We start from the raw sequence: 25,830 nt of genomic DNA on the forward strand, positions 1-25,830 counted from the left end.
TTGAATATACCCATTCAGAAATAAAAAACAACAAGCACTATTCTCCATTTTTTATCCTATTCAGGTTAATCAATTCGTTTTGAACGCCTTTTGATACAAATTTGCTAACATCTTCTCCTAATCTTGCTATTTCCTTTACAAAACTTGATGAGATAAATTGAGTATCTTCAGAAGCAGGAAGAAATATGGTTTCGATTTCAGGAAGAAGTTTATAATTTACCCAGCTCATTTGAAACTCGTAATCAAAATCCGATACTGCTCTTAATCCCCTAATAATAACAGAAGCATTCTGCTCTTTGGCAAACTTCACTAGCAACCCATTAAAAGATATAACATCTGCATCAATTCCTAGTCCTTTGATTTCATTTTCAGCCATGCTTGTGCGTAGCTTTGTGTCAAAGGCAGTATGCTTATTAACGTTTTCTGCAACTCCTATTATTAATTTATCGACTAGTTTACACGCTCTTTTGATTATGTCAATATGCCCAAAAGTTATAGGGTCAAATGTGCCAGGGTAGATTCCTATTTTGTCATTAATGTTCATCCTTTATTTTTATAAACTACTTTAAAAACTTTTGATAGACATAATAACATTTTTTATCTAAAAATAAAAGTATACAGTTGGCCTGATAGCTCAGTTGGTAGAGCAAAGGACTGAAAATCCTTGTGTCGCTGGTTCGATTCCTGCTCAGGCCACCTTCTCTTTCTTGGCAAACTTGCCTTTTTGTTATAAAATACTCTATATCGTAATATAAATATTAGGGAGGCAAGTCATAGTATATAAATATTATAATAAACTATTTAATATCTTATTAATTATAGTTCTATTATTAAGCAATATTACTTATGCTGGCGTTAGTGAAAAACCGGCATCTCAACATGTAACCAGAAAAGAAGAACCAGTGTCAACTGTCTTGACGGCAGAAAATACAGTAAATAATGACGTAGTTGTTGGTTTGTTGAAAACGGAAGAAGCACATGAACTTGGGCTATCTCAAAATATCTATGAGATGTTTAATAACTTTGGGGTTAAGACTGTACTGATTGATTATAATAAGATAATTAGCCTTAAAAAAATTCAGACAGAGTCACTTAATCTCGCAAAACAAGATGAAACATTGGCAAAGAAGCTAACATTAGACCGAATAAAAGTTGAAGTTGCAAAGTTTGTTAAAGAGCACAAAATAAATAGAATATTTATTCCGGATAATTTACACTCAGCACCCACTCCTTGTCGCCAGCTTGTTACTGAAGCAATTGTAAAAATAGTGGATGATAACCCTGTAATTCATTTGCTTGGCATATGTGAAGGCATAATGAATGCAAAGGGAATTGAAGTAGTGAGTGTTGTGAGTGATGAAGAGAAACGAAGATCTCATTTAAAATCAGCACCTAATCCACAGAAAGAGGATGTACCTCTCCAGCAGATAAAGATCGTTCCAAATAGTCGTTTAGCAGAAGTAGTAGCCAAATTCCTAATACCTAATGAAAATGGCTGGTTTTCAACATATTTTCCAGATGCTCATTCAGGAGCAGTAAGTAATACACCAGAAAATAGAAGAAAATTGGAGTCACTTGGATATAAAGTTGCAGCATTTTCCAGTGAGGGGGTAATAGAGGCTATTGAAGATAAGCATGGTAATGTTCACTTTCAAAGTCATCCAGAAGCCCTTGTTGTGAAGTCAGATAAAAACCTCTATTTATCAAATCACAAGGAACGTCAAGTGTCTACACTAGTTGCTATAGCGATTATGAATGATTTTCTTTATCGTGCTTAATGGCTATAGCTTTAGGCTTACCGACGATTTGATAAACGATAGATTTGTCATGTATCCGTTCAGGCAATGGCGTCAACTTAAGGAAAAATATCAGCGATAGTGTATAAAATTTCTCTCCAAATTTTTTATCATTAAATTATCCAAAGAGTGCAAGGGACAGCACTTTTGTTTCTGTTTTATTTCAACAAAGAAGTCTAAAATGTGTCCTTTTTAGGTGAAATATGCAAAAAGGAAAAAACCTTATTCTACAAATTAAAAATATAATATACTCGAAAACTTTTCAGAAAATCCATTGTGTTGAGTTTTACACGAACAAGAAAACTTCCTTTTTCGACAGTATTTTCTATGATTTTAAAGTTAGTTAAAAAAAGTTTGGGAATAGAATGTGAACTTATGGAGCCATTGACATGTGACCTTACCCAGAAAAAGTGGAGAGAAAGTTTGGAATGTTTTTCACAAAGAGAATGATGAATCAAAATGCTCAGGAATGCAATAGTTAATAGTGACGTTGTTTGTTATAAAAAATTTCTATGTATTCAAATATTGCAGTTCTAGTTTGTTGAGCAGAGTGTTGTGAAGTATCAATAAGTATTTCTCTTTTCAATGAGCTAAAGAAGCTTTCCACAACAGAATTGTTGTAACAACAACCTTTATGACTCATCTATGTTTTTTATGGATAAGAGATATTGATAACCTTGCGAAGTATATTGTGAACCTTGATCACTATGTAATAGTAGATTTTTGGCAGGTTTACGCTTGTTAACGTCCATTAATAAAGAGTCCATAACCAATTGTTTATTTATTGAACTGCTCATTAACTACCATGCGTGAATATAGATCGATTATTGTTGCCAAATATAGCCATCCTTCTTTGGTTTTTATATAAGTAATCCCATACTTTATTTGGTTGATCGACAATAAAGTTTTGGTCTAATATATTGGGAGCTACTGTCCGTTTGTTGTTTCTTAATTTTAAATTTTCTTCTCAATATAGCCTGAATACCATTTTTCTGCATAATACTTTGCACTGTTTTTAAGTTGCAACTTTTACCCAAAGCCTTTAATTCAGCATGAATTTTAGGAGCTCCATATCTACATTTAGAAGCTTGATATATTTTTTGAATATCTGCTAATAACTCTTTATTTGCTGATTCTCTACTGCTTATTTTCCTTGTAGTCCACTTATAGTAGCCACTAGCAGAAAACCCTACATAATTCCTGCACTTTATAGTGTTTACTATGCTCTTTTATGAAAAAATATTTTACTCTTTTTGACTGGCCAGGGCTTTTTTTAAAATGTCTCTTTCTCTTGTTACTTTTGCTTTGTAAATCAAATCTCTCTTTGTCATAAGGTGCTACATCTGGAAATGCATTTGCCGCTGACTTTTTTTCGTTATATTTCTTCATCCATTTTCCTAATACACTATCCCTTATTCCTAGATCTCTTGCTACTTTTGCAACTGTTTGACCTACCTTTCTTTGTTCATTTGCCAGCTTAACAGCTTCCAATTTGAATTCTGCCGTATATTCTCTTACCATTTCTAATCCTCCAAAATTTTATTTTACCCGAAAAAACTCTTTTTTTTCTCTCCACTTTTTCTGGGTAAGGTCAGTATGGGAAAAGGTGAAAGATGTACTAAAAAACCCAGAGATGATAAAAAAGGAATACCAACGTAGAGTATTAGAAAATAAAAATGATGAATCATCAGAGAAAAAGTTTGCAAGAAGAGAAAATCAAATAAAAGAAGGTATCGAAAAATTAATGGAAGATTATTATAGTCAAGAAAATGCAGGAGAGAAAGGATATATAAGCGAGGAAGAATTTAAACAGACAATGAGAAAAATGAAAGAACGCTTACAAGGGATAGAAGAAGAGAAAAAAAAGGTAGTTGATCAGAAGGCAGTAGAAAAAGGAATAAGTCTTATTATAAATAGCATAAAGAATTTTTATTCTAGTGTAAAATCGAACCTGGAACAGCTAGATTGGCAAACTAAGCGCGGCATTATTAAAGCATTAATAGGACAAATTAACATTGGTTGTGATCAGGTAGAAGTAGGATTTCAGATCGAAGAACCAGCACAGGATGGGGGAATTCTTAATTTGTATCATTGTACTACACATCATAATAAGGGGGTTGGCGAAGGGTGTCAAGCAAGTTTTTTCGTTTCTATAAATCTGGATTTCAGCGTTATGCGCTGGAATGACAACGTGAGGTAAATTTTTCAACATCCCAAAATTACAGAATTCAGTCTGTTTAATTAAGTGTGAACTGTTACACGAAAATTTTGTAAACAGATTAATATACCCTGTTTTTGCTATTCATCTAAAAATGGAACCATAGAGTACGTTGAGGAGCGTAAGCAAATTTTAATGCAAAAATTACTATCAAAAAATAGATTATGCAAGAGGTCTAATTATTCTGCCGCAATTTTGCTCTATCACACTTGCCACATTTAATATTCCAGCTTCATCATAATAATTTCCAATCACTTGCAAGGCAAGTGGTAAACCCTCATTGGAGAGCCCAACAGGAACAGAAATAGCAGGCAATCCTGCCAGACTTGCCGGCACAGTAAACACATCATTGATGCACATAATTAGCGGATCTGGCTTTTCATTTAAGCCAAAAGCTTCTGTTGGAGCAGATGGCACAAGTATGTAATCTATTTTTTCAAACGCTTTTATAAAATCATTTCTGATTAATGCCCTAATGCACTGCGCTTTTTCGTAATATTCATTATGATGACCTGAAGAAAGCGCATAAGCGCCAATTAAAATTCTTCTTTTCACCTCTTTACCGAAACCTTCTGCTCTTGTTAGTGAATACATTTCTTCAAGGGTATCAGCATCAACCCTGAACCCATAACGCACACCGTCATAACGAGCAAGATTGGATGAAGTTTCAGCAGAACAAATTAAATAATAGACTGGTATTGCATATTTAGTATGTGGCAGAGTAACGTCAACAACTTCAGCGCCATTTTCTTTTAAATAGGAAGCAACTTTCTCCCAATTATGGACTATTTCCTCTGAAATTCCATCCATCCTATATTCTTTTGGTATACCAATACGCTTACCCTTAACATCACCATTTATAAAGCTGGAAAATTTAGGTGCTGGCTTTCTACTTGATATTGAATCTTTTGTATCATAGCCACAGATTGCTTCCAGCATTAATGCTGAATCAGAGACAGAACGAGTAATGACTCCTGCTTGATCTAGAGAACTCGCAAATGCAATCATACCAAAACGCGAGCATCTTCCATAAGTTGGCTTTATTCCAACTACTCCACAGTAAGCTGCTGGTTGGCGTACAGATCCACCGGTGTCACTCCCTAGTGCTCCAGCGCATAAAAATCCAGCCACCGATGCTGCAGATCCACCAGATGATCCACCAGGAACAACTTTTTCCCCATCACTTTTTCTAATCCACACATTTTCGACAGGGCCAAAATAGCTGTTTGTGTTCGCAGAACCCATAGCAAATTCATCCATATTAAGCTTACCGAGCATGGCTGCTCCACTTTTTAAAAGCAAGTCAGACACCGTAGATTCGTAAGTCGGAACGAAATTTTCCAGCATTTTTGAGCATGCTGTTGTTTTTATTCCTTTTGTACAGAATAGATCTTTGATGCCAACTGGTACACCCATGAGCGGCGAGATTAAATCATCCTTTTGCCTAGAGAAATATTCATCTGCAGCTTTAGCAGCTTTCATTGCTATCTCTGGGGTTTTTGTTATAAATGCATTTAATTTCTCATTTTCAACCGCACTGATGTGCGCCTCTACGAGTTCAACGGCAGAAAAACTCTTTTTTTTGAGCCCGTCATGCATTTGTGTAATACTTAACTTTCTTAGTTCATTCATCAATATTTAATTTTTAGCAAGACGTTAATTATAACATGGCACGATAAAAAATCCATACATTTATAGTTACAGCTAGAAATGTAGCTAAGGTAACTTAGATTCACCGACAATCGTCATCCCGCTACTTGTTAGCGGCTAAGAGATACCGCAGCGGTATGACGTAGAAGCTATACTTTTATACTCACCAACTCAGTATCCAATCCGGATTGTATCTTAAAAAGGTCAAAAGACTATAATAAGCAAAGGAGTGATACTGTGTCTGAGTGAAAATCGTTGAGATCCCAGTGTCTGCTGCTTGCATAGCATTTATTTACAAAAAAATAGTCATGCAAGAGACTTTGCTTGGATATTTGATATAATTTAGGTCTATTAAAGCAAAAAATACTAACATGAATGAAGTGATAACATTTGGTTGTCGTCTAAATTTTTACGAGAGCGAGTTAATCAAAGAAGCATTAAAAAAAGCAAAGAGAGAAAATGTTGTTGTGGTGCATAGCTGTGCAGTGACAAACGAAGCAGAACGTCAGGTAAAGCAAAAGATACGTAAGATTTACAAAAATGATCCAAATAAAGAAATTATCGTAGTTGGTTGTGCTGTTCAGTTGGATCCAGAAGTTTACAGTAGCATTCCTGGTGTAAGTAAAGTGCTCGGTAATCAAGATAAGCTAAAAGCTGAAAATTACTTACTAAATGACGATAAAATCTTGGTCAGTGATAACCAAGTAGAACCTGTTCTAATTAATGGATTTGAAGATAAGTCAAGGGCATTTATTGAAATTCAAAATGGTTGTAATCATAGCTGCACATTTTGTTCAATTACTGAGGCAAGAGGGAATAATCGATCTGTGCCAATAAACAGTATTATAGAGCAAATCAGGATCTTTGTAGAAAATGGATATCAAGAAGTAGTGTTTACAGGGGTTGATATTACTGACTTTGGTACAGATTTGTTGGGTAAGCCATCACTTGGTTCAATGATTAGGAGAGTTTTAAAGGATATACCAGAGTTGAAGAGGCTAAGACTTTCCTCTATCGATGTTGCTGAAGTTGACGACGAATTAATGGATTTAATAGCTAATGAGTCAAGACTTATGCCTCATTTACATTTGAGTCTACAATCTGGTAATAATTTAATACTAAAGAGAATGAAGCGTCGTCACAACAGAGAGCAAGTGATAGAATTTTATCATAAAATGAAGAGCTTGAGACCTAATATAGCATTTGGCGCTGATATTATTGCTGGATTTCCAACAGAAACTGATGAAATGTTTCAGGATACGGTTGATCTACTAAAAAAAATAAATGTAGTTTACCTACATGCTTTTCCATATTCAGAGCGGAAAAATACACCTGCTGCACGGATGCCGCAAATACCAGAAAATGTACGTAAAGAACGGGTAAAGCACCTAAGAGAGGTGAATAAGGAAATGATGAGCAGTTTTTATCAATCTTTGCTCAGCACCGAGCAAAGCGTTCTGGTTGAGCAAAATCATATCGGTAGAACAGAAAATTTTGCATTAGTAAAGCTTGAACCAAAAGCTCAAGCCAAGAGTATTGTGAAAGTTAATGTTAAAGGAGTGGAAAATAATTATCTAATCGGAAGTATCTTACCTTAATTTTTTGTACATTAAAGAAATATATGATATAGTAGTTATACTATAAATGATAATTATGGGTTCATTTGTGATAACTAAAATATCTATTGCTTTATTTTTAATTTTCATTCCATGTGTCTATTTTTTTATTACTTATATTAGTAATAGTACACACATTGAGCAAGTACAACCCTTAAAATTAGAAACAGACAATGATGAAAGTGTGATACGTTCTGAGGAGGTTACTGCAAAAGAAATACCAATAAAATATCAAGAACTTGAAAGTAGTCCACCTTCTGTTTTCCAAGTAGCTGATCAGAAAAATATGTGGTCACGTATTGCAGATCAAGCTGAGCCTACAAAAGAAAAATCAAAAAAACTTGATTTTTATGTTAGCGCTAACGGTGGTAAGGTATACCATGATAATTCAGAAATATTTGTAAAGGGTATAAAGGCAATAGGGGAGAGAGTCCTAACTTTAGTTGAAAGTCATTATGGTTTTATAATAAAAAATATAGTGGCAGATGAAATTAAAAGTATACAGCAATTTGATGGTAAAATTGATTTCCAGTGGTTTAGCAGCATGTCTTTAGGTTACTATGCTGGAGAAAATGGTAAAATTGATTTTGAAGCCGCGTATTCTATAGCCAATATTGGAGATAGTAATTCTCCTCCGGTATTTGATAAATCAGCAAGTATATTTGCGTTTTTGTTAAACTTCTATTATAATCCCAGCGTTCAGGATACACAATTTGCTCCGTACATCGGTCTTGGTATAGGACCAACAGTTTTTAGATTAAAAAGGATTAATGGGTCACCCCAAAATTCAATGCCACTGAATGTTCCTTGGTTTGCTTATCAAATAAAACTTGGTGTTGATTATTCAATAATCCCAGAAATCAAAACCTTTCTCGGCTATCGTTACTTTAGCGTTCCGATACCTGTTGCAGATGACATATCTACTCACAATATTGAAGTTGGTTTGATATTTAATTTTTAGTGATAATTTAATATATATATAAATTCTTATCTTTTCTATCTAACAAACCAAATGTTGGTACGATTGTTGCTTTTAAAAAAATGACAGTTTCTACTGTTCTAATATTATTCGCTAGCCTTTTTGATTTCTGATGCAATAAGCTTTGCTTATCTTCTCTATGTTCTATAAGCCCGCCGATTACCATAATTTCACCGCTCTTAATTTTTAACATAGAGTTCATTTCTCTGATTTCAACAATTGGAATGTCGCTATTTAATTTCATTTTACTCTGCTGTGCGACGTACTCTATATCTGGATCTTTAGTGTAGCCGTTAATTCTTGATAAAGTTGGATGTATATCCATGAATATTTCACTAGTATCAATGTTAATGCTTGGGTGGATTATTAGCACAACACCTATTGGGACGCTATTCATCTTGGTAATTAAGGTCTGATTAGAGTTTCTAGTATCTTTTTGTATATCGGAGGTAAAATAAATATGGTTTTTAGTAAATGAAATCATCGCTTGCTGATTATTTATAGCATGTACTCTGGGGCTTGAAATTACAGTTGAAGTGCCAAATTTGTCTAAATTTTTTACTAAATCTCCTAGATCATTTGCACCAAAGTTCATTGCTAGGTTAATAATGGAGTTATCTTGATTTATTATAGACTTAGTTCCATCTTGTAAGTCATTTAAGTTCATACCAGAAAGGTATTTGTCATCTAGCACAACTTCAACTATTTTTGCCTCTATCATTACTTGAGAAGACGCTAACTTCTTAACCTTATTAATATATTCTTCAACAGCTTTGTGGATATCTTTTCTAGCATTCAAAATAATAACACCAGCTTCTCTGTTGGATGAAAGGAATTCGCCATCATCCACCCCGTTAACATCCATTATTGCATTCAAGCCTTTTTCTAATGAATTCCATAAGTCACTACTGTATTGAGACTTCATAACATTGTTATAGTCCCTATCAACGTTACTTCCATCACTGTTAGTAATATTGTTATTAATGACGAAACTGCTTTGAGCAGAATGTTGAATATTGATGAAGTCTACGTAATAATTTTGTGCGTATGGCAAGTCCTGCTCAATTCTAATTACACCATTACTTGTTGAGTAACGCAGTTTGGCGCTATTTGCTATACTCTGAATTACTTCGTTTATATCCTTATCTTTTAGCTTTAAAATAATATTACCTGATATTTTTGGGTCCATATCCAAGTTAACGTCAGAAAGTTTTCCTATCTCAATCAGCAAATCCTTTACTGATACTTCTTCACTAACATTAATAGAAATAAGCTGATTACTGATTGTGAGATCGGGAAACTCTATTGGTAAAGGCATAATTTCTGGTATTGCCGGTTCATTAATCTCCAAAGAGGTGTTATATTGTTGCAACGGATAATCGTGCTTATAATTGTCTATGTTAATAGGATATTGCTTGGTAGGTAGATGTGTGCAAGAAATAATGAAGAGGAGTATTAAGCATTTAAAAATAGCCATTAGAACAGCATATAGATCTATACTAATAGATTTCTATAAAAATATTAAAAATGTATTTAATTTCGTTTTCATCGAGCAGATAATTGTCATATATTAGCTTTGGCTATGTATTTTTTGTATACTCTTCTTGTACTTAAATGTAGACCAGCATAGCCTTAGTTTTTTTATATATTTTACTTCTTTCTCTATATTTAATAATAGGCTTGAAAATAAATGGTAAGCCTATAATTGTTAGGCTTAGAGCTAGGGTTGAAAGTATACAACAGGCTTTGTGTTTACTATGTAGCTCTTTCAGGTAAAGCATCAAAAATCTGCAAAATTTTTTGTAATTTTCTTCGATGTTTTTTTTGCTATGAGCCTTGCTAATGAACATATCTATTGCGGTATGACCGTTATTACACTTAATGTTAAGGTCTGCACCTTTTTCTATTAATAGCTGAGCTATATCAAAATAATCCTTTTGAACAGCAAGATGTAGAGGTGCAAAACCTTGTTGCTCACAAATGTTCATATTGGCTCTAACTTCCAATAACATTTTCACAATTTTTGTATGGCCTTTTTTAACTGCCAGTAGCAAGGGAGTTCTGTTACATTTAGTAACAGCATTAATGTTTACCTTAAGCCTCAATAAGAGCTTAACTGTTTTAGTGTTACCATTATGGCTAGCTTTATGCAGCCTGGCGTTGCCATTAAAATCTTGATCATTTGCATCTATTCCTTTTGATACAAGAAATGTTACCATTTTTCTATTATTATGCTCAATAGCGCAATCTAATGCATCAAAACCATGATTGTTTTTTGTGCAAAAAAACTCTTTAAGTTTAATTTTATCGTTACTTGCTTGCTGTTTTTTTGCAATAAGCTTTACTATTTGCATTTTGTTGTTATACGCTGCTAGGAAAAGCGTAGTGTTATTTTCTGCATCTTTGGCTTCTATATTTGCACCTTTCTTTATCAGATATTCTATAATTTCTGCTCTGCTGTCATAATGTGCGGTGCATTGATAAATGGTTAAAAACAAAGGAGTACGAAAATTGTTATCTTCACATTCGAGATTTGCTCCGCTATCAATTAAAATTTGGACGCTTTTTTTAGAACCGTATAGTGAAGCTATATGAAGAGGAGTATAGCCCTCTTTGACATCTTTTTCATTAATTTTTGCGCCTTTTGTTATCAAAAAATCTATTAATTCCGTGTCATCTTGTAGTGCAGCAAGGTGCAGTGGAGTAAATCCATTTTTATCCTTGGAATTAATTGTCAGTTGATTAACAAAAAGTTTAGCAACTTTCTTGTGTCCATGCATAATGGCATAATGCAGTGGATTTCTATTTTCGTTGTCTACGACATTGAAATCAGCTTCGTGCTCTAGTAATGACTTTACTCCAACTAAATCACCTTCTTTTGTGAACTTGTGCAAGAGAGTGATTCCACTTGCATCTTTTGAGTTAATATCAAATCCATTTTCTACTAATTGGTTTATATCTTCCTCACGCGCCATATCACTTAAATCTCTAATTAAACTCTTTTCGCGTTAATAATACTCCTACTTGATTAAGTTTAAATGAATCTGTGAGAAATGGCTAGTGCATTCTTGCATAACAAACTTTTGGCAGCGCATTGGATGAAACGAAAAACTTACTTGACAAACTCCGCCAGCCCTCTTATCATGAAACTGAAGCTATTTATTTATCTTCGCAATCTCTGCAGTGGATTAATGACAAAAAACTTAATGTATTTGGCGTAAATCATGCTTAATTTTTTGCACTATGTGCACCTCATGTCTTTATAAAACTTTTAGGTTTCTACCTATACAAGCCGAAACGCGCTTATAAAGTGTTTAAGACAGTAAAAGACGTCAAATAGACAAGGGAGAATTTGAATACTAGCTACCCTAGGGTTTCTTTGCCTTTTTTTTTATTTGGTAAATTTCTTAATATTTATAGCTAAACGACAACTGTCATTCCTGTAAAGGTCAAGTATCCCGCTACTTGTTAGCGGCTGAGATACCGCGAATGAATCGCGGCATGACGGTTCGTGGTGGCATGACGATAAGCTCGTCATCCCGCTACTTGTTAGCGGCTGAGATACCGCGAATGAATCGCGGTATGACGGTTAGCGGCGGCATGACGTAGGATTGCTGTCATTTCGCTACTTGTTAGCGGCTGAGATACCGCGAATAAATCGCGGTATGACGGTTAGCGGTGGCGTGACGATAAGCTCGTCATTCCGCTACGTGTTAGCGGCTAAGAGATATCGCGGTGGTATAGCTATAAATTGTTGATATCTTTTTTATATCACATTTTTAACTTACAATAGTTAGCCAGCGTTTCTGACATTAACCAAATTTTTCAAATTCTGCACTCACCACTACCTATAACTCACTTTCACGCAATATTGATCGTTCTTAAAAAGCAATCTAACATTTTTTATTCCTTGATTGCGAAGCTTTGATGCAGCTGATTTAGCAGCCTGAGCACTTTTAAAAAATGCAACATATCCCTTACTTTCTGCACTGTCTTGTTTTGGGTGACGTTTCTGTATTTCTTTTTCATACTGCTTTCTGTAATGAGGAGTATTTTGTATCAATTGTTCTGACATCTTTCTTAGGTATTGGACTTTTACTTTTGCAAGCCCAGATTTATGAAATCCTAAGACTTGAGCTGCTTTTTCTGATAAGTCTATTATTCTACCTTCAATAAATGGTCCTCTATCGTTAACCCTTGTAACAAGCTTTCTTCCATTTTCTAAATTAGTGACAAGAACAAAGCAGGGTAGGGGCAAAGTCTTATGCGCTGCAGAGATCAAGTGACGGTTAAACACTTCACCATTTGCTGTAAGCGTGCCATGATCTTCTATTCCATACCACGACGCTGTCCCTATCTCTTCATAGTGTTTACAGTTTTTTGGATAATAAGTTATACCATTTATTGTGTAGCTGCTGCCAATTTTGTAATGACCTGCAGTGCAATTAAACCTGTTGCTAAAACTGCAACTACTCATCAAAACGAATATTAGACATAGGAAGGCTAGGTTTTTTATCATTGTATTCGGTAAGAGGGTTCGATACTATGAGGATTTTAAATTATACTATAATAAATTTAGTAATGAGTAAACATCTACTGCTAAATATTAACAAAACTCAAGAAGGAATAATACATATTATTGGTATAGGTGGAATCGGAATGAGTGCCATTGCTGAAATTCTTCACAATTCCAATTACAAAGTTCAAGGCAGTGATGCGCAGTCAAACAACAATGTAGATAGATTACAAAAGCTGGGTATAGAAGTTTACATTGGTCACAATGCTGATAATATAAGCCAAGCTCAAATAGTTGTATATTCTTCTGCGATAGAATCTGATAATGTGGAGTTAATTGCGGCAAAAAATAACAATAAAATCGTTTTGCATAGATCAGACATGCTTGCTGAACTTTTAAGAGATAAATATGTGATAGCGGTTTCAGGTTCAAGCGGAAAGACAACAACAACCGCTATGATTGCTTCCATTTTTGATCATTCTAGCATTGATGCGACTGTAACTGTAGGAGGGATATTAAATTCCTATAAGAGCAACTTCAAACTTGGAGGGAGTGACACTTTTCTGATCGAGGCTGATGAGTCTGATGGAACTATGCTAAAAATCCCTGCAAAGATTGCTGTCATAACAAGTATCAACAATGACCACATAGATTATTACGGCACATTTGATAATATCAAAAATGCATTTTCCCAATTCGTGAATAATGCAGGTTCTGCAGTTTTACCTGATTCTGTAGACATCGATTATGATGCGGGTAATTCTATAACGTTTGGGTTTGAGAATGGTAGCATAAGAGCCAGCAACATTAAACAGCATGCTAACAGCATAGAATTTGATGTGTTGAACAACTGGATTCCAGCATTACGTGCTGGAATGACAAAAGGAAAGTGTACAGAGATGTCATCCCAGTGCGTGACACTGGGATCCAGCCCTTTAAAAAACATAGTACTATCAAATGCAATTGGAATTCACAAAGTAAGCAACGCCCTAGCTGCAATATCAGTTGCGATAAAGCTCGGAATTAGCGATGCAGAGATTAAAAAAGGCCTTTTGGAATTTCAAGGAGTAGCAAGAAGATTCTCTTTGATTGCCGATATTAAAGGTGTTAAGTTAATTGAGGATTATGCCCATCATCCAAATGAAATATATGCAACTTTAACGGCTGCACGTTCGATTACTAAAGGAAAAGTAATAGGAATTATCGAACCACTTCGTTTTGCCCGCATTCGTAATTTTTTTGATGAATTCATACGAATTTTCATGATGTTTGATTATGTCATCCTCACTCCTGTTCATCCCCCAGAAGACAATCCTATTCCTGGTTGTGGGATTGATGATATACAAAAAGCTTTAATCAGTAATGGATTTAATAACACAAAAATTATGAATGATGCTTTGCTCATTTCACATTTTATTAGTGATTCGACAAGTCCAAGTGATATAGTATTATTTATTGGTGCTGGTAGTAATATAGCTAAGCTAGCAAAAGAAACTGCAGCACTTATTGCGGAAGTTAAGGTTTAATGTAATGAATAAGATAATCAATAACGTATTTGCAAGAGAAATTTTAGATAGCAGGGGTTACCCCACTATTGAGGTAGAAATTGAGCTCTGTGATGGCGCAATAGGCAGGGCATCTGTACCTTCTGGAGCTTCAACTGGTAAATTAGAAGCCTTGGAACTCAGGGACCAAGATGAGAAAAGGTATTGTGGTAAGGGAGTGCTGAAAGCTGTTCAAGCTGTAAATGGGATAATAGCAGATGAAATCATTGGAATGAATGCAGCGGACCAAAATGCAATTGATAAAGCATTAATTGAACTGGATGGAACAAAAAACAAATCAAAACTTGGAGCAAATGCAACTTTGGGTGTGTCTCTTGCAGTTGCAAAAGCAGCAGCAAACAGTTTCAAAATGCCGCTATATAGATATTTGGGAGGAAAGCAGACGAGTGTTATGCCGGTTCCACTCATTAACATAATTAATGGTGGAGTACATGCAGACAATAAGCTCGATTTCCAAGAATTCATGATTCTTCCGGTCGGTGCTGAGACTTTCAGCGAAGCGATTAGAATATCTGCGGAGGTATTCCACAACTTACGTAGCATTCTTAAGAAAAAAGGTTATAGCATAAATGTAGGGGATGAAGGTGGTTTTGCACCAAATATTGAAAGTACTGAAGAAGCACTTGATTTGATCATATACGCTATAGAATCAGCAGGTTATTCAGCGCAAAGTGATTTTGCACTAGGCCTTGATGTTGCTTCATCTACTTTTTATGAAGATGGAATTTACGAATTTGAAAGTAAGGGGCTTACTTCAGAAGAGTTAACCGAATATTATTGTAACCTTGTGGAAAGATATCCAATAATTTCTATAGAAGATGCAATGAGTGAAGACGACTATGAAGGCTGGAAATTGCTTACTGCAAAACTAGGGAATAAAATTCAATTGGTCGGGGATGATTTATTTGTTACAAATTGTGAACTAATACGTAAAGGAATAGAGGAAAAAATGGCAAATGCTGTACTGATCAAGCCAAATCAAATAGGGACGTTAACAGAAACGTTTAATGCAATTGAAATGGCAAAATCAAATGGCTATAAAGCTGTTGTTTCTCATCGCTCAGGTGAAACAGAAGACACAACAATATCTCATATAGCAGTTGCGTCAAATTGCGGGCAAATAAAAACCGGGTCGCTATCGCGTTCTGATAGACTCGCGAAGTATAATGAGCTAATGAGAATAGAAAGCACGTTAGGAAAGGATGCTAAATATTATCGTGGGTTAGCATGGGTTTTATAGACGAAGTAAAATTGTGTTTAAAAGCCGGTGACGGTGGTGATGGCTGTGCAAGTTTTCGTCGAGAAAAGTTCGTTGAATTTGGTGGTCCAAATGGTGGTAATGGAGGAAAGGGTGGAAACATAGTTTTCATCAGCGACGCTAATCTCAACACTTTGCTTCATTTTCGTTATAGAAGACACATTAAAGCAGATAGTGGAAAAAATGGTGCAGGCAGGGATAGATCTGGCACAGCAGGGAAAGACGTTATACTTAAAGTTCCAGTCGGTGCACAAATAATTGATGAAGAAAGTGAAGAGATAATAGTAGACCTTGACAAGCCTGGTATGGAATTTCAAGTAGCACAGGGTGGAAAAGGTGGACTTGGAAATACTAATTTTAAATCTTCTACTAATAAGGCACCAAGACATTTTACTTACGGTCAGCCTGGCGAAGAAAAACATGTATTATTAAAACTAAAAGTTTTATCAGATGTTGGAATTATTGGCATGCCAAACGCAGGTAAATCAAAATTTTTGACTCGCTGCTCAAATTCCGATACAAAAGTAGGCGATTATCCATTTACCACCGTAAGACCTCATTTAGGCATGGTAAAAGTGGATGATAGCGAAGTTGTAATAGCAGATATTCCTGGAATAATTACTGATGCTCACCTTGGAGTTGGGCTCGGGCATAAATTTTTAAAGCACATAGAAAGGTGTCAAATTTTACTTCATTTAATCGATGTAACTCACGATGACGTTGTTTCGGCTTATAGTTGTATCCATAATGAATTGGAACTTTACAATAGTGATCTTGTTGAAAAAGAAGAGATTGTAGTATTAAACAAATGCGACTTATTGAGGGAAGCAGAAATTCTGGAAAAGAAGAATCACCTAGCTAATTATCTCAATAAAGAAGTGCTGTGCTTATCAATTAATGGTGATTTACAGCCTATTTTAAGATTATTAAGTGAAAAATTGAAAAAGAGTAATTCTAAGGAAATCGATGTATATGATCCTTTTAAGATGTGAATTTCATTTATTTTATCATATAACTAGAATATATTTGTACGAACATTTGTTTTTGTTAAACACAACAAATCCCAGTGTCAGCTACTTGCATCTACCACACAACTGTACGAACATTGCAATTTGCAGGCAATTTGCGTGGCAGATGGTGTCATCCCAGTGCCCAGACACTGGGATCCAGCCTTTTCATAATCATCAAAACGTTGTATTTTAACATAAAACGGCTACTTTTATGCTTACCAACTTAATAAAATTTCTGGATCCAAGTGTCAAGCACTGTGATGACATCATAGGGGCGCTGGGATGACACCCTCCTGCTAGACAATGTTCGTACAGTTGTACATCTACCATGCAAGTTACCTGAAAATTGCAATGTTCGTACACTTGACTACTTGGATCTAGTATGATTTAATTAACCAAGAAGTAGGCATGAAAAAATTATGTAGTGAACCAGTTTGCATAACACCAGGAGGAAAATATGGATAGAAAGACGAGAATAGAATCAGACAGCTTAGGGGAAGTAAAAGTACCAAGTGAACATTACTGGGGAGCGCAGACTCAGCGTTCTTTAGAAAATTTTAAGATTGGCACAGAAAAAATGCCAGAGCCTCTGATTAAAGCATTAGCAATAGTAAAACTTGCAGCAGCACATGTTAACATGAAGCAGGGTAGCATAGATAATAAGGTAGGGGACGCAATCTGCGCAGCCGCAAAGGAAGTAATAGATGGCAAATTTAATAATGAATTTCCGCTTGTTGTTTGGCAAACCGGATCCGGAACGCAGACTAATATGAATATGAATGAAGTGATCAGCAATCGCGCAATAGAGATTTTAGGTGGTAATTTGGGTAGTAAATCTCCGATACATCCAAATGATCATGTGAATTATGGTCAGTCGTCAAATGACACCTTTCCAACAGCAATGCATATAGCAGCAGCAGACCAGATAAACCGCTTGCTTATTCCAAATCTTGAAAAATTGCATAAGGTGCTGGATAATAAGGTTCAGGAATTTAAAGATATAATAAAAGTAGGACGTACTCATCTGCAAGATGCAACGCCCCTAACACTAGGACAGGAGTTTTCTGGCTATGCAGCCCAGATTAAAAAGGGGATAGAGAGAGTAAAATCAACTTTAAGTGATATATATGAGCTTGCACAAGGTGGCACTGCGGTTGGCACGGGACTCAATACTAAAAAGGGTTTTGCTGAAGATTTTGCAAAGCAAGTTGCAGGAATTACTAACCTTCCATTTACTTCAGCAGGCAATAAATTTGAAGCGCTAGCAGCAAATGATGCTTTAGTTGAGCTCAGTGGAACACTCAATACAGTAGCAGTCAGTTTAATGAAAATTGCAAATGATATAAGGCTGCTTGGTTCTGGTCCAAGATGCGGAATTGGGGAAATAATGTTACCGGAAAATGAGCCTGGTTCTTCAATTATGCCAGGTAAAGTGAATCCAACTCAGTGTGAAGCGGTGACTATGGTATGCACTCAAGTTATGGGAAATCATGTTGCTGTAACCATTAGTGGTTCAAACGGTCATTTTGAATTGAATGTGTTTAAGCCAGTGATAATTTACAATGTTTTGCAGTCTATAAGACTTTTAGCTGACGCAAGTTTAAATTTTACAGAAAAATGTGTAGTTGGTATTAAAGCAAATGAAGAGAGGATAAAAGATTTACTGAATCAGTCGTTGATGTTGGTCACTATATTAAATACGCATATAGGGTACGACAATGCAGCAAAAATAGCGAAGCTTGCTTATAAAGAAAATATCACTCTAAAAGAAGCAGCAGCAAAACTTCAACTGCTCACTGAGGAAGAGTTTGAAAGGATAGTGAAACCAGAAGAAATGGTAAATTATTTGTAACCGCTCACACTTAATTCTTCAATCTCACTAATAGAAAGGCCAGTAAACTTGACAATAGTGTTAACATCAACATTATTATCTTGCTTTGTCTACCTTATTTTGCCGCTCCCCTGAACGGATACGGTTTAAGACATAAGATCCTTTTTCATAGCTATACTACGTTATCCAGCGTCTGGGCACTGGTTTCTTGGTACTTATTCCGCAATAATTTTTTTTTCCTTCAATAAACTTTGCAGTTCGCCTTTTTCGTACATCTCGCGAGTGATGTCGCAACCACCAATAAACTCTTCCTTTATATATAATTGTGGAATTGTTGGCCAATCAGAAAACTTTTTTATAGATTCACGTATTTCATCATTCTCCAACACGTTAATATACTTAAACTTCACGTTCAATTTTTTTAGGATTGACACGACGAGTCCAGAGAATCCGCATTGAGGAAAATCAGAAGTGCCTTTCATATACAATACCACATCATTTTCTGTTATATCTTTTTTTATTTGTTCAAAATTGCTCATAAATTCACCTTATTTTAAAGTATTAGTTTCCAGTTGCAAGGCGTGTATAGACTGACCTTCCAGAGCTTTATATACCATTTTATGCTGTTCTATTTTTGTCTTTCCAAGAAAACACTTGGAGTTTATTTTTAAATGATAATGGTCATCATCTCCAGCAAGATCATGAATTTTTATATCAGCGTCGGGGAACGATTGTTTGATGATCCTCTCTAATTCGTGAATTGCAATAGTCATTGATTTGCTTTAAATTACAATACTTTCATTATAAATCTAAAACGATTGAGCGCAATAAAAAGTTGCTATCATAAAAAATAGAAGCATACTATAATAATGGAATGACAAGTTATGCAGGGAGGCTTTGTGGTGGGCGAAAGATTTAAATTCACATATCTTTGGTTTTGCTAACTTTTTCATTTAGGTGCTTATCTTACGATGATAAAATAAATAACTTAGAGAATGTTTACATCAAAGCTAACTATTTTGGAGCATTCTTCAATGCAATAGGTTCTCTAGAAGGAAAAGAAGATGCAGGTGACAATATAACAGAGGGGGTTTTTAGTTTTAATAAGAAGGAGCGAATTGAAGCTGGATACAGTCCTAAATATGTTCCAGGGTTTGCCGGTAGTGCTGCAATAGGGTATTTATTCAAAAATATGAGAGTTGAGTTTGAAGGCTTATATTCTCAGACTAACTTATATGATGAAGATTATTCAGATAAGAAAAAAGCAAGATATATTGAACTTCGTCGTCACAATGATGCGTCTACTGGAGCGGAATGCAATTCACCTTGGAGAAGTGGAAAGGTTGATATTCACATTCAAGAAAATTGTAGTGTTGAAGCAGAGTTCAGAGCTGCATTTAAGATGAAAAATGAAGGTTTTAATAACTTAGCTGGAATGGTCAATGTATATCGTGATTTTAATATAGCAAAAATGCCATTCACCCCATATGTTGGTATTGGTGCAGGTGTAACTAGGGTTAAATTTCTAGGAAAAACCAGATATGCCTTGGCTTACCAAGCAAAACTTGGTATCAATCACCAACTTACAGCACAAACTCAAGCATTTGCTGGTTTACGCTATTTTGGTATCCTTGATAACCAATTTAAAGATATTGTACCAGGAATAAAGATACTAGCTGGTGAAGGATATATTCCTGCCGGTGGAGGAAGTAAAGTTGATGAAACTGCACGTGTTGAATCAACAACTGCAACCATTACCAATAGGTTTGGCATATATGGCTTAGAGTTTGGGTTGGTTTATCACTTTTAACTTTATCCAATAAATTACATATGTGAAGATAGTAAATTCAGCGTGCTGAGAACATTAGAAAGACGAGATTTTAATTGATTTTCATATTTACTCCAATCTTGTATTGCCTTTCTTGCAACACCTGAATCAACTGCGGCTTTTGCAACAGCAGGAGCTACTATAGAAATTAATCTTGGGTCAAATGGAGTAGGTATTATATATTCACGTCCATAGCCCATTTTACGACCGCCATAGACTGCAGATATCTCACCTGGTACTGGCTCACGGGCAAGCTTTGCTATTGCATCTGCAGCTGCAATTTTCATTTCATCATTTATTGTTGTTGCATGTACATCAAGTGCCCCTCTAAATATATAAGGAAAACCCATTACGTTGTTGACTTGGTTGTTGTAATCTGACCTACCAGTTGCAATTATTGCATCTGGCCTCACAGATTTTGCAAACTCAGGCCTTACTTCTGGATCGGGATTGGCAAGAGCAAAAATAATCGGGTCTTTGCCCATACTCTTTAACATCTCTTCATTTAACACATCTTTTGCAGATAGTCCGATGAATACATCAGCGCCTTTTATTGTATCAAGTAGAGAACGTTCGGAAGTATCAATTGCATATTTTTCCTTCCACTCATTCATGTCCTCGTTTCTACCTTTGTATATTACTCCTTGCTTATCACACAGCACTATATTTTTAGCGCCCATGGACTTTAGTATTTCTAAACATGCAATACCGGCTGCTCCAGCACCATTCATAATGATCTTAACGTCCTCTAATTTCTTTTCGACAATATCAAGAGCATTTTCTATACCAGCTGCAACAACCACTGCAGTTCCATGCTGGTCATCATGGAACACTGGAATATCCATCAGTTCATTCAGACGTTTCTCTATTATAAAACAATCGGGAGATCTTATATCCTCTAAATTTATCCCCCCCCAACTTGGCCCAAGGTACCTTACTGCATTGATAAAATCTTCTATATTTTCTGTACCAACTTCTATATCAACTGCATCAATATCAGCAAAACGCTTAAATAAAACAGCTTTGCCTTCCATGACAGGTTTTGCAGCAAGAGGACCGATATTACCAAGTCCAAGCACTGCAGTGCCATTTGAAATGACAGCAACACAGTTGCTTTTTGCCGTATAATCATAAATAACCTCAGGATTTTTAGCTATTTCAAGGCACGGAGCTGCAACGCCAGGGGAATAAGCAAGTGACAAATCATACTGGGTAGATAAAGGTTTTGTTGGCATGATTGAAATTTTACCAGGCTTACCACCTCTACTGTGATAATTAAGTGCCTCTTGTTTTGTGGTACTATCTAAATCATCGTTCATCATTACATCCTTATATTTTAAGCTTATATTTTTTAAGTATATGGAGTTTTTATAAATGTTCAATTGTAAACTATTAGCTTGTGAACTCTGGTGTACTTCTGTATAAGTTTACCTACTACGTAGAATGGTATTACATGCTTAAGAAAAACGTGCCTAATTTGCTTACAATTTCTCGTGCGCTTGCAGTACCAGCAATAATATTAAGTTTTTATATAGAAAATAAATATGCAGGCCTGATAACAATATCAATCTTTGTGTTTGCGTGCATTACGGATTTTTTTGATGGTTACTTGGCGCGTGCGTGGAAAGTCCAATCAAAATTTGGCAAGCTATTTGATCCAATTGCTGATAAATTAATAGTGGTTTCAACGATAATTATGCTAGTTTATAAGCAGAAGATAAATGATTTTACAATAGTACCATCGATTATCATCATCTGTAGGGAGATATTAGTCTCGGGTTTGCGGGAGTTTTTGATAGCTACAAATGTTAGTCTACCTGTAAGCAAAGCTGGCAAAATTAAAACATTTTTGCAGATGGTTGCTGTAGTAGCGCTAATAATGAACGATTATTATATGATTCAATATACAGGTGCGATTTGTTTATGGGTTGCAGCTATTATAACTATGTGGTCAGGCTATAATTATATCCTAGCCGGCATCAAACAGATTGGTTAAATCTCCTAGGAAATAGTTAATAGACAAGAGTAGTTAATATCTTAGTGATATTGACTCAGAAAGCAAAAAGGTGTATAATTGTATTAACTTACAACTAATTAGGTTAATATTATGAAAATACCTAGTGGCAAATTTTCTTCTACCAAAAAGGTTCCAGGAAAGAATAAGAAAAAAAGAGATTTTGAACCATTAGAAGAGTTTTTTTGGGATTTTTGGCCAACAGTTGATAAAGAAGTCAAAAGAGAAAGGCTAGAACAAGAACTATTAGCACTAAAAAAAAGAGAGCTATATAGACAATGTGTATCATTGGTAACAATGGTTCCATTTGCATTATTTATGGCTATTGAACTGGAAAAAATATGTAGCGATCAGGTATTACTTGGCGTGATAAGTGGCGCGCTAAGCCACACTATATTACCTTTTACAGTTTACAGTCTTATCTCTTATTTGTACGCTATATTTAATTTACAATAATAGGAAGATAGCACAAAAAGAACGAGAGTTGGAGATTATTGAAAATGGAGAGGAAGTAAAGGAAAAAGAGCACAATATTTCTGATATAGGTCAGTGTTTGATCTATATTGAGGCTATAACAACTGCACTGGTTATTGTAGGTATGATAATGGGTGAAACATCTTCACTTGAAGCAGCAGAGGATGCAATTTTATTTCTTGCCAATGCAATTGCTTTTCTTGCAACTCTTGTTTCTTATATTGATAAGCATGAAAAAAATAAGAAAAAGGAAACAGAAAAGTCTGATCTTGATGAGAAATCTAGCAAGAAAACTAGCAATATATCTGTAGCCGGATTGGCGCTTGCTGGTTCTTCTATATTTTTAATAAGAAGGATAATGTTAATGGCATTAGCATCGTCCTTAAATCCTGCTGTTGGACCTACTTTAGGCTTGATAGGTATTGCAATTTTTATGGCTGTACAGATCTTAACTATACATTCCTACAGCAAGACGCTGAAAGATCCAAAAGTGGAAGGACGAGGTGAATCAAGAAATGCAGGTAGTTCTGACCGTAGTTATAAAGAAGAAGGGCCGGCTATTGCCTAAGAAATTTATTTATTTAAGTAATATTTAGGTCTATACTTTATTTTGATCGAAAAAAATCTTATGTATAAGACTTTAATCACGTGCTTTATTTTCCTAATTTGCTCCTTTACACAATCGTATGCGGATGATCTTGAAAAAACTGAAACTGAACTATATGAAGAAGCAGTTGAACTTTTTGACCAGAAAAAATATAAACAAGCTATTAGGGCATTTCACAAGATAGAGGATTTGTATCCTTTGTCTTATTGGGCAATGAAAGCGAAATTATTATCTGGAGTTTCTCACTATAATATGGGTAACTATAGCAGTGCTGCAAGTGATATGGCTGATTATATATATGTTTATTCAAATGGTGAAGATTTACCATATGTATACTACTTAAGAGTATTATCTTATTACATGCAAATTAATAAAGTGCAACTTGGACAGCAAACTGCATATAAAACTTTAGAGCTGGCTACAGAATACATTAATCTCTTTCCAGGCAGCGAATATGTAGACGAGATAAAGGAAAAAACAAAGCTAATCACAGAGCATATATCAACAAAAGAGTATTCTATCGGTAAATTTTACCTGAGGCGTGGTGAATATTTAGCAGCAATTAAGCGTTTCCAGAATATGGCAAGCTATAAGGATTCTAAATATTTTTCTAAATCTATTAACTATTTAATAGCAGTCCATTCAGCTATTGGCCTTGACTTAGAAGCTGAGCAGTATGAAAGTATGTTATTAGCAGAAAACCTACAAGATGCCAAGCCGGAGGCTTGAAAATTTGCTTTAGCTTTTTCTATGCTTTGATATATAATTTAGATTTTTAACTATTTGAATATGGCTGGTCATTCACAATTTTCAAATATAAAACATCGGAAAGGCGCTCAGGATGCAAAGCGCTCTCAAAAATTTACGAAGCTGATTAGAGAAATAACAGTTGCTGCAAAGCAAGGGCTACCCGATCACGAACTCAACCCACGCCTTCGTTCTGCTATATTTGCTGCGCGCAAGGAAAATTTGCCAAAAGATAAAATAGAAACAGCAATAAAAAATGCAACTGGTAACGTTGCTGGAGAAAATTATGAGGAAATCCAATATGAAGGTCATGGGCCTTCTGGCACTGCACTCATTGTCCATGCCTTGACTAATAACCGCAACCGTACTGCTTCTGAGGTACGTTATATCTTTTCTCGTAAAGGTGGAAATTTAGGAGAAACAGGAAGTGTTAGTTACCTTTTCGATCATGTAGGCTTAATCGTCTATAAAGCAGAGGGTGTGAATTTTGACGATTTATTCAGTCATGGAATCGAATTAGAAGTATTGAATATTGAGGAAAATGACAAAGAAGGATTACACGTTATAACTTGTGAAATAAAAGATTTTGGTAAAGTACGCGATGCCTTTTATGCAAAATTCGGAGAACCAGAACTTGCTCGTCTTTCATGGCAGCCAAAAGATCTGATTGAAATTAGCGATAAAGAGTTGATTGATAAATTATCTGCATTGGTTGAAGAGCTGGAAGATAATGATGATGTACAGTATGTGGAAGGTAATTTTACTTTTGTTGATAAGCTATGAGGCTGGTAATATTTGTATTGCTTTGTATTTTACCAGCATATGCTACTGAAACATCAACAGATCTTGCACAGCCATTCCAGCATGGAATCAGAAAAAAAAAAGCTACTTTGACGACAGAAAGTGATAGAAAGTTGTTATTCATATCCAGTACCATAAAATCTTCCTTTTTTGCCACGGAAGGGTTGGCGCCAAATACAGTGGTGAAATTGATCAACATATATAAAGATTTTGGTGTTGATTTTAAAAAAGACATTGTGCCAGAGAGTAAATTGGAGGTTCTTTTTGAGAGATTGCCTAATAATCAGAAGACTGAAGAAAAAATTTTATATGCTTCACTGACAATAAACAAAAAAGCTATTAGTTTATATCATTATAAATCACAAGACGGCAAAGAAAGGTATTTTAATAAAGAAGGAATAAGCTTAAAAAATGGCGAAATTTTTGCAAATCCTTTAAATGGAGATTATCGCATATCCTCAAAATTTGGCAATAGAAAGCATCCTGTTCGCGGTAAAATTGCTTTTCACAAAGGAGTGGATTATGCAGCTAAACTTGGCACTCCCATATACGCTGCTGCAGAGGGTGTGATAGAATATATAGGAAAGAATGGTGGCTATGGAAATTACATCAAAATAAAACACAAAAATGAGTATTCAACCTGTTACGCGCATATAAGTAGATTTAGTGGCGATATAAAGTTAGGCTCTAAAGTAAAGCAGGGGCAGGTCATCGCCTATGTTGGTAGCACTGGTGTTGCAACAGGACCTCATTTACATTACGAAGTTATATATAACGGCAAACACATCGATCCGCTTACGATAGCGCATAAAACTGAAGTAAAATTGCCTGATCATGAATTAAGAGAGTTTAAACTATTTGTAAATAAGATAAATAAAACGATCAACAGAGAGGGTTCAAGTGAAAAAGAAGTTTAAAGA

The 25,830-nt window shown here is 35.3% G+C and carries 27 protein-coding genes, 1 tRNA gene and 1 pseudogene; 18 read left to right on the forward strand and 11 right to left on the reverse strand.

The features are described 5' to 3' along the window. Window positions 1-37 precede the first annotated feature (37 nt). The gene (gene coaD, locus ABWU29_RS04080) at window positions 38-544 is read right to left on the reverse strand and encodes a pantetheine-phosphate adenylyltransferase (RefSeq protein WP_015589048.1); all 507 of its coding nucleotides are present in this window, start codon (window positions 542-544) and stop codon (window positions 38-40) included. A 79-nt stretch (window positions 545-623) separates the two neighbouring features. Between coaD and ABWU29_RS04085 the strand changes: the two genes are divergently transcribed. From ABWU29_RS04085 to ABWU29_RS04095, 3 genes and pseudogenes are all read left to right on the forward strand, one after another. Next, a tRNA-Phe gene (locus ABWU29_RS04085) sits at window positions 624-696 on the forward strand. A gap of 218 nt (window positions 697-914) precedes the next feature. Beyond that, window positions 915-1,778: a gamma-glutamyl-gamma-aminobutyrate hydrolase family protein gene (locus ABWU29_RS04090; protein WP_015589047.1), complete on the forward strand. Its 864-nt coding sequence runs from the start codon at window positions 915-917 to the stop codon at window positions 1,776-1,778. A 221-nt stretch (window positions 1,779-1,999) separates the two neighbouring features. Continuing rightward, window positions 2,000-2,207, forward strand: a pseudogene (locus tag ABWU29_RS04095) (IS4 family transposase); the annotation flags it as partial. A gap of 67 nt (window positions 2,208-2,274) precedes the next feature. Here ABWU29_RS04095 and ABWU29_RS04100 read toward each other — a convergent pair. The 3 genes from ABWU29_RS04100 to ABWU29_RS04110 form a co-directional block, all read right to left on the reverse strand. Further along, window positions 2,275-2,439, reverse strand: a complete 165-nt coding sequence (locus ABWU29_RS04100) for an IS3 family transposase (protein WP_081600771.1) — start codon at window positions 2,437-2,439, stop codon at window positions 2,275-2,277. A gap of 238 nt (window positions 2,440-2,677) precedes the next feature. Next, window positions 2,678-3,019, reverse strand: a complete 342-nt coding sequence (locus ABWU29_RS04105; RefSeq protein ID WP_095866567.1) for an IS3 family transposase — start codon at window positions 3,017-3,019, stop codon at window positions 2,678-2,680. Continuing rightward, window positions 2,973-3,317, reverse strand: a complete 345-nt coding sequence (locus ABWU29_RS04110) for a transposase (RefSeq protein ID WP_353280162.1) — start codon at window positions 3,315-3,317, stop codon at window positions 2,973-2,975. The genes ABWU29_RS04105 and ABWU29_RS04110 overlap by 47 nt, the downstream gene beginning before the upstream one ends. 85 nt (window positions 3,318-3,402) lie before the next feature. On the opposite strand from ABWU29_RS04110, the gene ABWU29_RS04115 reads away from it, so the two are divergent. Continuing rightward, the gene (locus ABWU29_RS04115) at window positions 3,403-3,996 is read left to right on the forward strand and encodes a hypothetical protein (protein ID WP_227738582.1); all 594 of its coding nucleotides are present in this window, start codon (window positions 3,403-3,405) and stop codon (window positions 3,994-3,996) included. Between the two features lie 180 nt (window positions 3,997-4,176). Here ABWU29_RS04115 and gatA read toward each other — a convergent pair whose 3' ends face one another. Beyond that, the gene (gene gatA / locus ABWU29_RS04120; protein WP_015588939.1) at window positions 4,177-5,646 is read right to left on the reverse strand and encodes an Asp-tRNA(Asn)/Glu-tRNA(Gln) amidotransferase subunit GatA; all 1,470 of its coding nucleotides are present in this window, start codon (window positions 5,644-5,646) and stop codon (window positions 4,177-4,179) included. Between the two features lie 389 nt (window positions 5,647-6,035). Here gatA and mtaB point away from each other — a divergent pair, with 389 nt between their 5' ends. Next, window positions 6,036-7,262 carry a tRNA (N(6)-L-threonylcarbamoyladenosine(37)-C(2))-methylthiotransferase MtaB gene (gene mtaB, locus ABWU29_RS04125; protein ID WP_015588940.1) on the forward strand — a complete coding sequence of 409 codons (1,227 nt, stop codon included), beginning with the start codon at window positions 6,036-6,038 and terminating at the stop codon, window positions 7,260-7,262. A gap of 67 nt (window positions 7,263-7,329) precedes the next feature. Further along, window positions 7,330-8,241: a P44/Msp2 family outer membrane protein gene (locus tag ABWU29_RS04130; RefSeq protein ID WP_353280170.1), complete on the forward strand. Its 912-nt coding sequence runs from the start codon at window positions 7,330-7,332 to the stop codon at window positions 8,239-8,241. Window positions 8,242-8,248: 7 nt separating this feature from the next. On the opposite strand, the gene ABWU29_RS04135 is transcribed toward ABWU29_RS04130, so the two are convergent. The 3 genes from ABWU29_RS04135 to ABWU29_RS04145 form a co-directional block, all read right to left on the reverse strand. Next, window positions 8,249-9,736 carry a type II secretion system protein GspD gene (locus ABWU29_RS04135; protein WP_015588942.1) on the reverse strand — a complete coding sequence of 496 codons (1,488 nt, stop codon included), beginning with the start codon at window positions 9,734-9,736 and terminating at the stop codon, window positions 8,249-8,251. A 133-nt stretch (window positions 9,737-9,869) separates the two neighbouring features. Then, window positions 9,870-11,234 (reverse strand): ankyrin repeat domain-containing protein, encoded by a 1,365-nt coding sequence (locus tag ABWU29_RS04140; RefSeq protein ID WP_141457199.1) that lies wholly within the window; start codon window positions 11,232-11,234, stop codon window positions 9,870-9,872. An 869-nt stretch (window positions 11,235-12,103) separates the two neighbouring features. Next, window positions 12,104-12,778 carry a septal ring lytic transglycosylase RlpA family protein gene (locus ABWU29_RS04145; protein WP_015588944.1) on the reverse strand — a complete coding sequence of 225 codons (675 nt, stop codon included), beginning with the start codon at window positions 12,776-12,778 and terminating at the stop codon, window positions 12,104-12,106. Window positions 12,779-12,804: 26 nt separating this feature from the next. Between ABWU29_RS04145 and murC the strand changes: the two genes are divergently transcribed. From murC to fumC, 5 genes are all read left to right on the forward strand, one after another. Beyond that, on the forward strand, window positions 12,805-14,301 hold the full coding sequence (murC, locus tag ABWU29_RS04150; RefSeq protein WP_015588945.1) for a UDP-N-acetylmuramate--L-alanine ligase: 1,497 nt from the start codon (window positions 12,805-12,807) through the stop codon (window positions 14,299-14,301). Window positions 14,302-14,305: 4 nt separating this feature from the next. Beyond that, on the forward strand, window positions 14,306-15,580 hold the full coding sequence (gene eno / locus ABWU29_RS04155; protein ID WP_015588946.1) for a phosphopyruvate hydratase: 1,275 nt from the start codon (window positions 14,306-14,308) through the stop codon (window positions 15,578-15,580). Next, window positions 15,568-16,590, forward strand: a complete 1,023-nt coding sequence (gene cgtA, locus ABWU29_RS04160; RefSeq protein WP_174515741.1) for an Obg family GTPase CgtA — start codon at window positions 15,568-15,570, stop codon at window positions 16,588-16,590. Before eno ends, cgtA begins: the two co-directional genes overlap by 13 nt. Next, window positions 16,571-16,801, forward strand: coding sequence for a hypothetical protein (locus ABWU29_RS06030; RefSeq protein WP_231115872.1), 231 nt, complete (start codon window positions 16,571-16,573; stop codon window positions 16,799-16,801). Before cgtA ends, ABWU29_RS06030 begins: the two co-directional genes overlap by 20 nt. A 264-nt stretch (window positions 16,802-17,065) precedes the next feature. After that, complete coding sequence (gene fumC / locus ABWU29_RS04170) at window positions 17,066-18,460, forward strand: class II fumarate hydratase (protein WP_015588948.1); 1,395 nt, start codon at window positions 17,066-17,068, stop codon at window positions 18,458-18,460. 194 nt (window positions 18,461-18,654) lie between these two features. Here fumC and grxD read toward each other — a convergent pair whose 3' ends face one another. Both grxD and ABWU29_RS04180 read right to left on the reverse strand, forming a co-directional pair. Further along, window positions 18,655-18,978 carry a Grx4 family monothiol glutaredoxin gene (grxD, locus tag ABWU29_RS04175; RefSeq protein ID WP_006280013.1) on the reverse strand — a complete coding sequence of 108 codons (324 nt, stop codon included), beginning with the start codon at window positions 18,976-18,978 and terminating at the stop codon, window positions 18,655-18,657. A 9-nt stretch (window positions 18,979-18,987) separates the two neighbouring features. Then, window positions 18,988-19,212, reverse strand: coding sequence for a BolA/IbaG family iron-sulfur metabolism protein (locus ABWU29_RS04180; RefSeq protein WP_015588949.1), 225 nt, complete (start codon window positions 19,210-19,212; stop codon window positions 18,988-18,990). 164 nt (window positions 19,213-19,376) lie between these two features. Between ABWU29_RS04180 and ABWU29_RS04185 the strand changes: the two genes are divergently transcribed. Continuing rightward, a complete protein-coding gene (locus ABWU29_RS04185; RefSeq protein WP_080717615.1) occupies window positions 19,377-20,249 on the forward strand; it encodes a P44/Msp2 family outer membrane protein in 873 nt (290 codons plus the stop codon). A gap of 14 nt (window positions 20,250-20,263) precedes the next feature. Here ABWU29_RS04185 and ABWU29_RS04190 read toward each other — a convergent pair whose 3' ends face one another. Continuing rightward, complete coding sequence (locus tag ABWU29_RS04190) at window positions 20,264-21,586, reverse strand: malic enzyme-like NAD(P)-binding protein (protein ID WP_015588951.1); 1,323 nt, start codon at window positions 21,584-21,586, stop codon at window positions 20,264-20,266. Between the two features lie 134 nt (window positions 21,587-21,720). On the opposite strand from ABWU29_RS04190, the gene pgsA reads away from it, so the two are divergent. The 6 genes from pgsA (at window position 21,721) to ABWU29_RS04220 (ending at window position 25,827) form a co-directional block, all read left to right on the forward strand. Then, complete coding sequence (gene pgsA, locus ABWU29_RS04195; RefSeq protein ID WP_015588952.1) at window positions 21,721-22,263, forward strand: CDP-diacylglycerol--glycerol-3-phosphate 3-phosphatidyltransferase; 543 nt, start codon at window positions 21,721-21,723, stop codon at window positions 22,261-22,263. A 111-nt stretch (window positions 22,264-22,374) separates the two neighbouring features. After that, window positions 22,375-22,737: a hypothetical protein gene (locus ABWU29_RS04200; protein WP_246039529.1), complete on the forward strand. Its 363-nt coding sequence runs from the start codon at window positions 22,375-22,377 to the stop codon at window positions 22,735-22,737. Between the two features lie 28 nt (window positions 22,738-22,765). Next, entirely contained in the window at window positions 22,766-23,323 is a 558-nt protein-coding gene (locus ABWU29_RS04205; RefSeq protein ID WP_246039528.1) for a hypothetical protein, read from the forward strand. A 60-nt stretch (window positions 23,324-23,383) separates the two neighbouring features. Then, complete coding sequence (locus ABWU29_RS04210) at window positions 23,384-24,091, forward strand: outer membrane protein assembly factor BamD (RefSeq protein WP_015588954.1); 708 nt, start codon at window positions 23,384-23,386, stop codon at window positions 24,089-24,091. A gap of 60 nt (window positions 24,092-24,151) precedes the next feature. Further along, window positions 24,152-24,892 (forward strand): YebC/PmpR family DNA-binding transcriptional regulator, encoded by a 741-nt coding sequence (locus ABWU29_RS04215; protein ID WP_015588955.1) that lies wholly within the window; start codon window positions 24,152-24,154, stop codon window positions 24,890-24,892. Next, a complete protein-coding gene (locus ABWU29_RS04220; RefSeq protein ID WP_015588956.1) occupies window positions 24,889-25,827 on the forward strand; it encodes a M23 family metallopeptidase in 939 nt (312 codons plus the stop codon). Before ABWU29_RS04215 ends, ABWU29_RS04220 begins: the two co-directional genes overlap by 4 nt. Window positions 25,828-25,830 lie beyond the last annotated feature (3 nt).

This window comes from Wolbachia endosymbiont (group A) of Phasia obesa (assembly GCF_964028125.1).
Lineage (GTDB): Bacteria > Pseudomonadota > Alphaproteobacteria > Rickettsiales > Anaplasmataceae > Wolbachia > Wolbachia pipientis.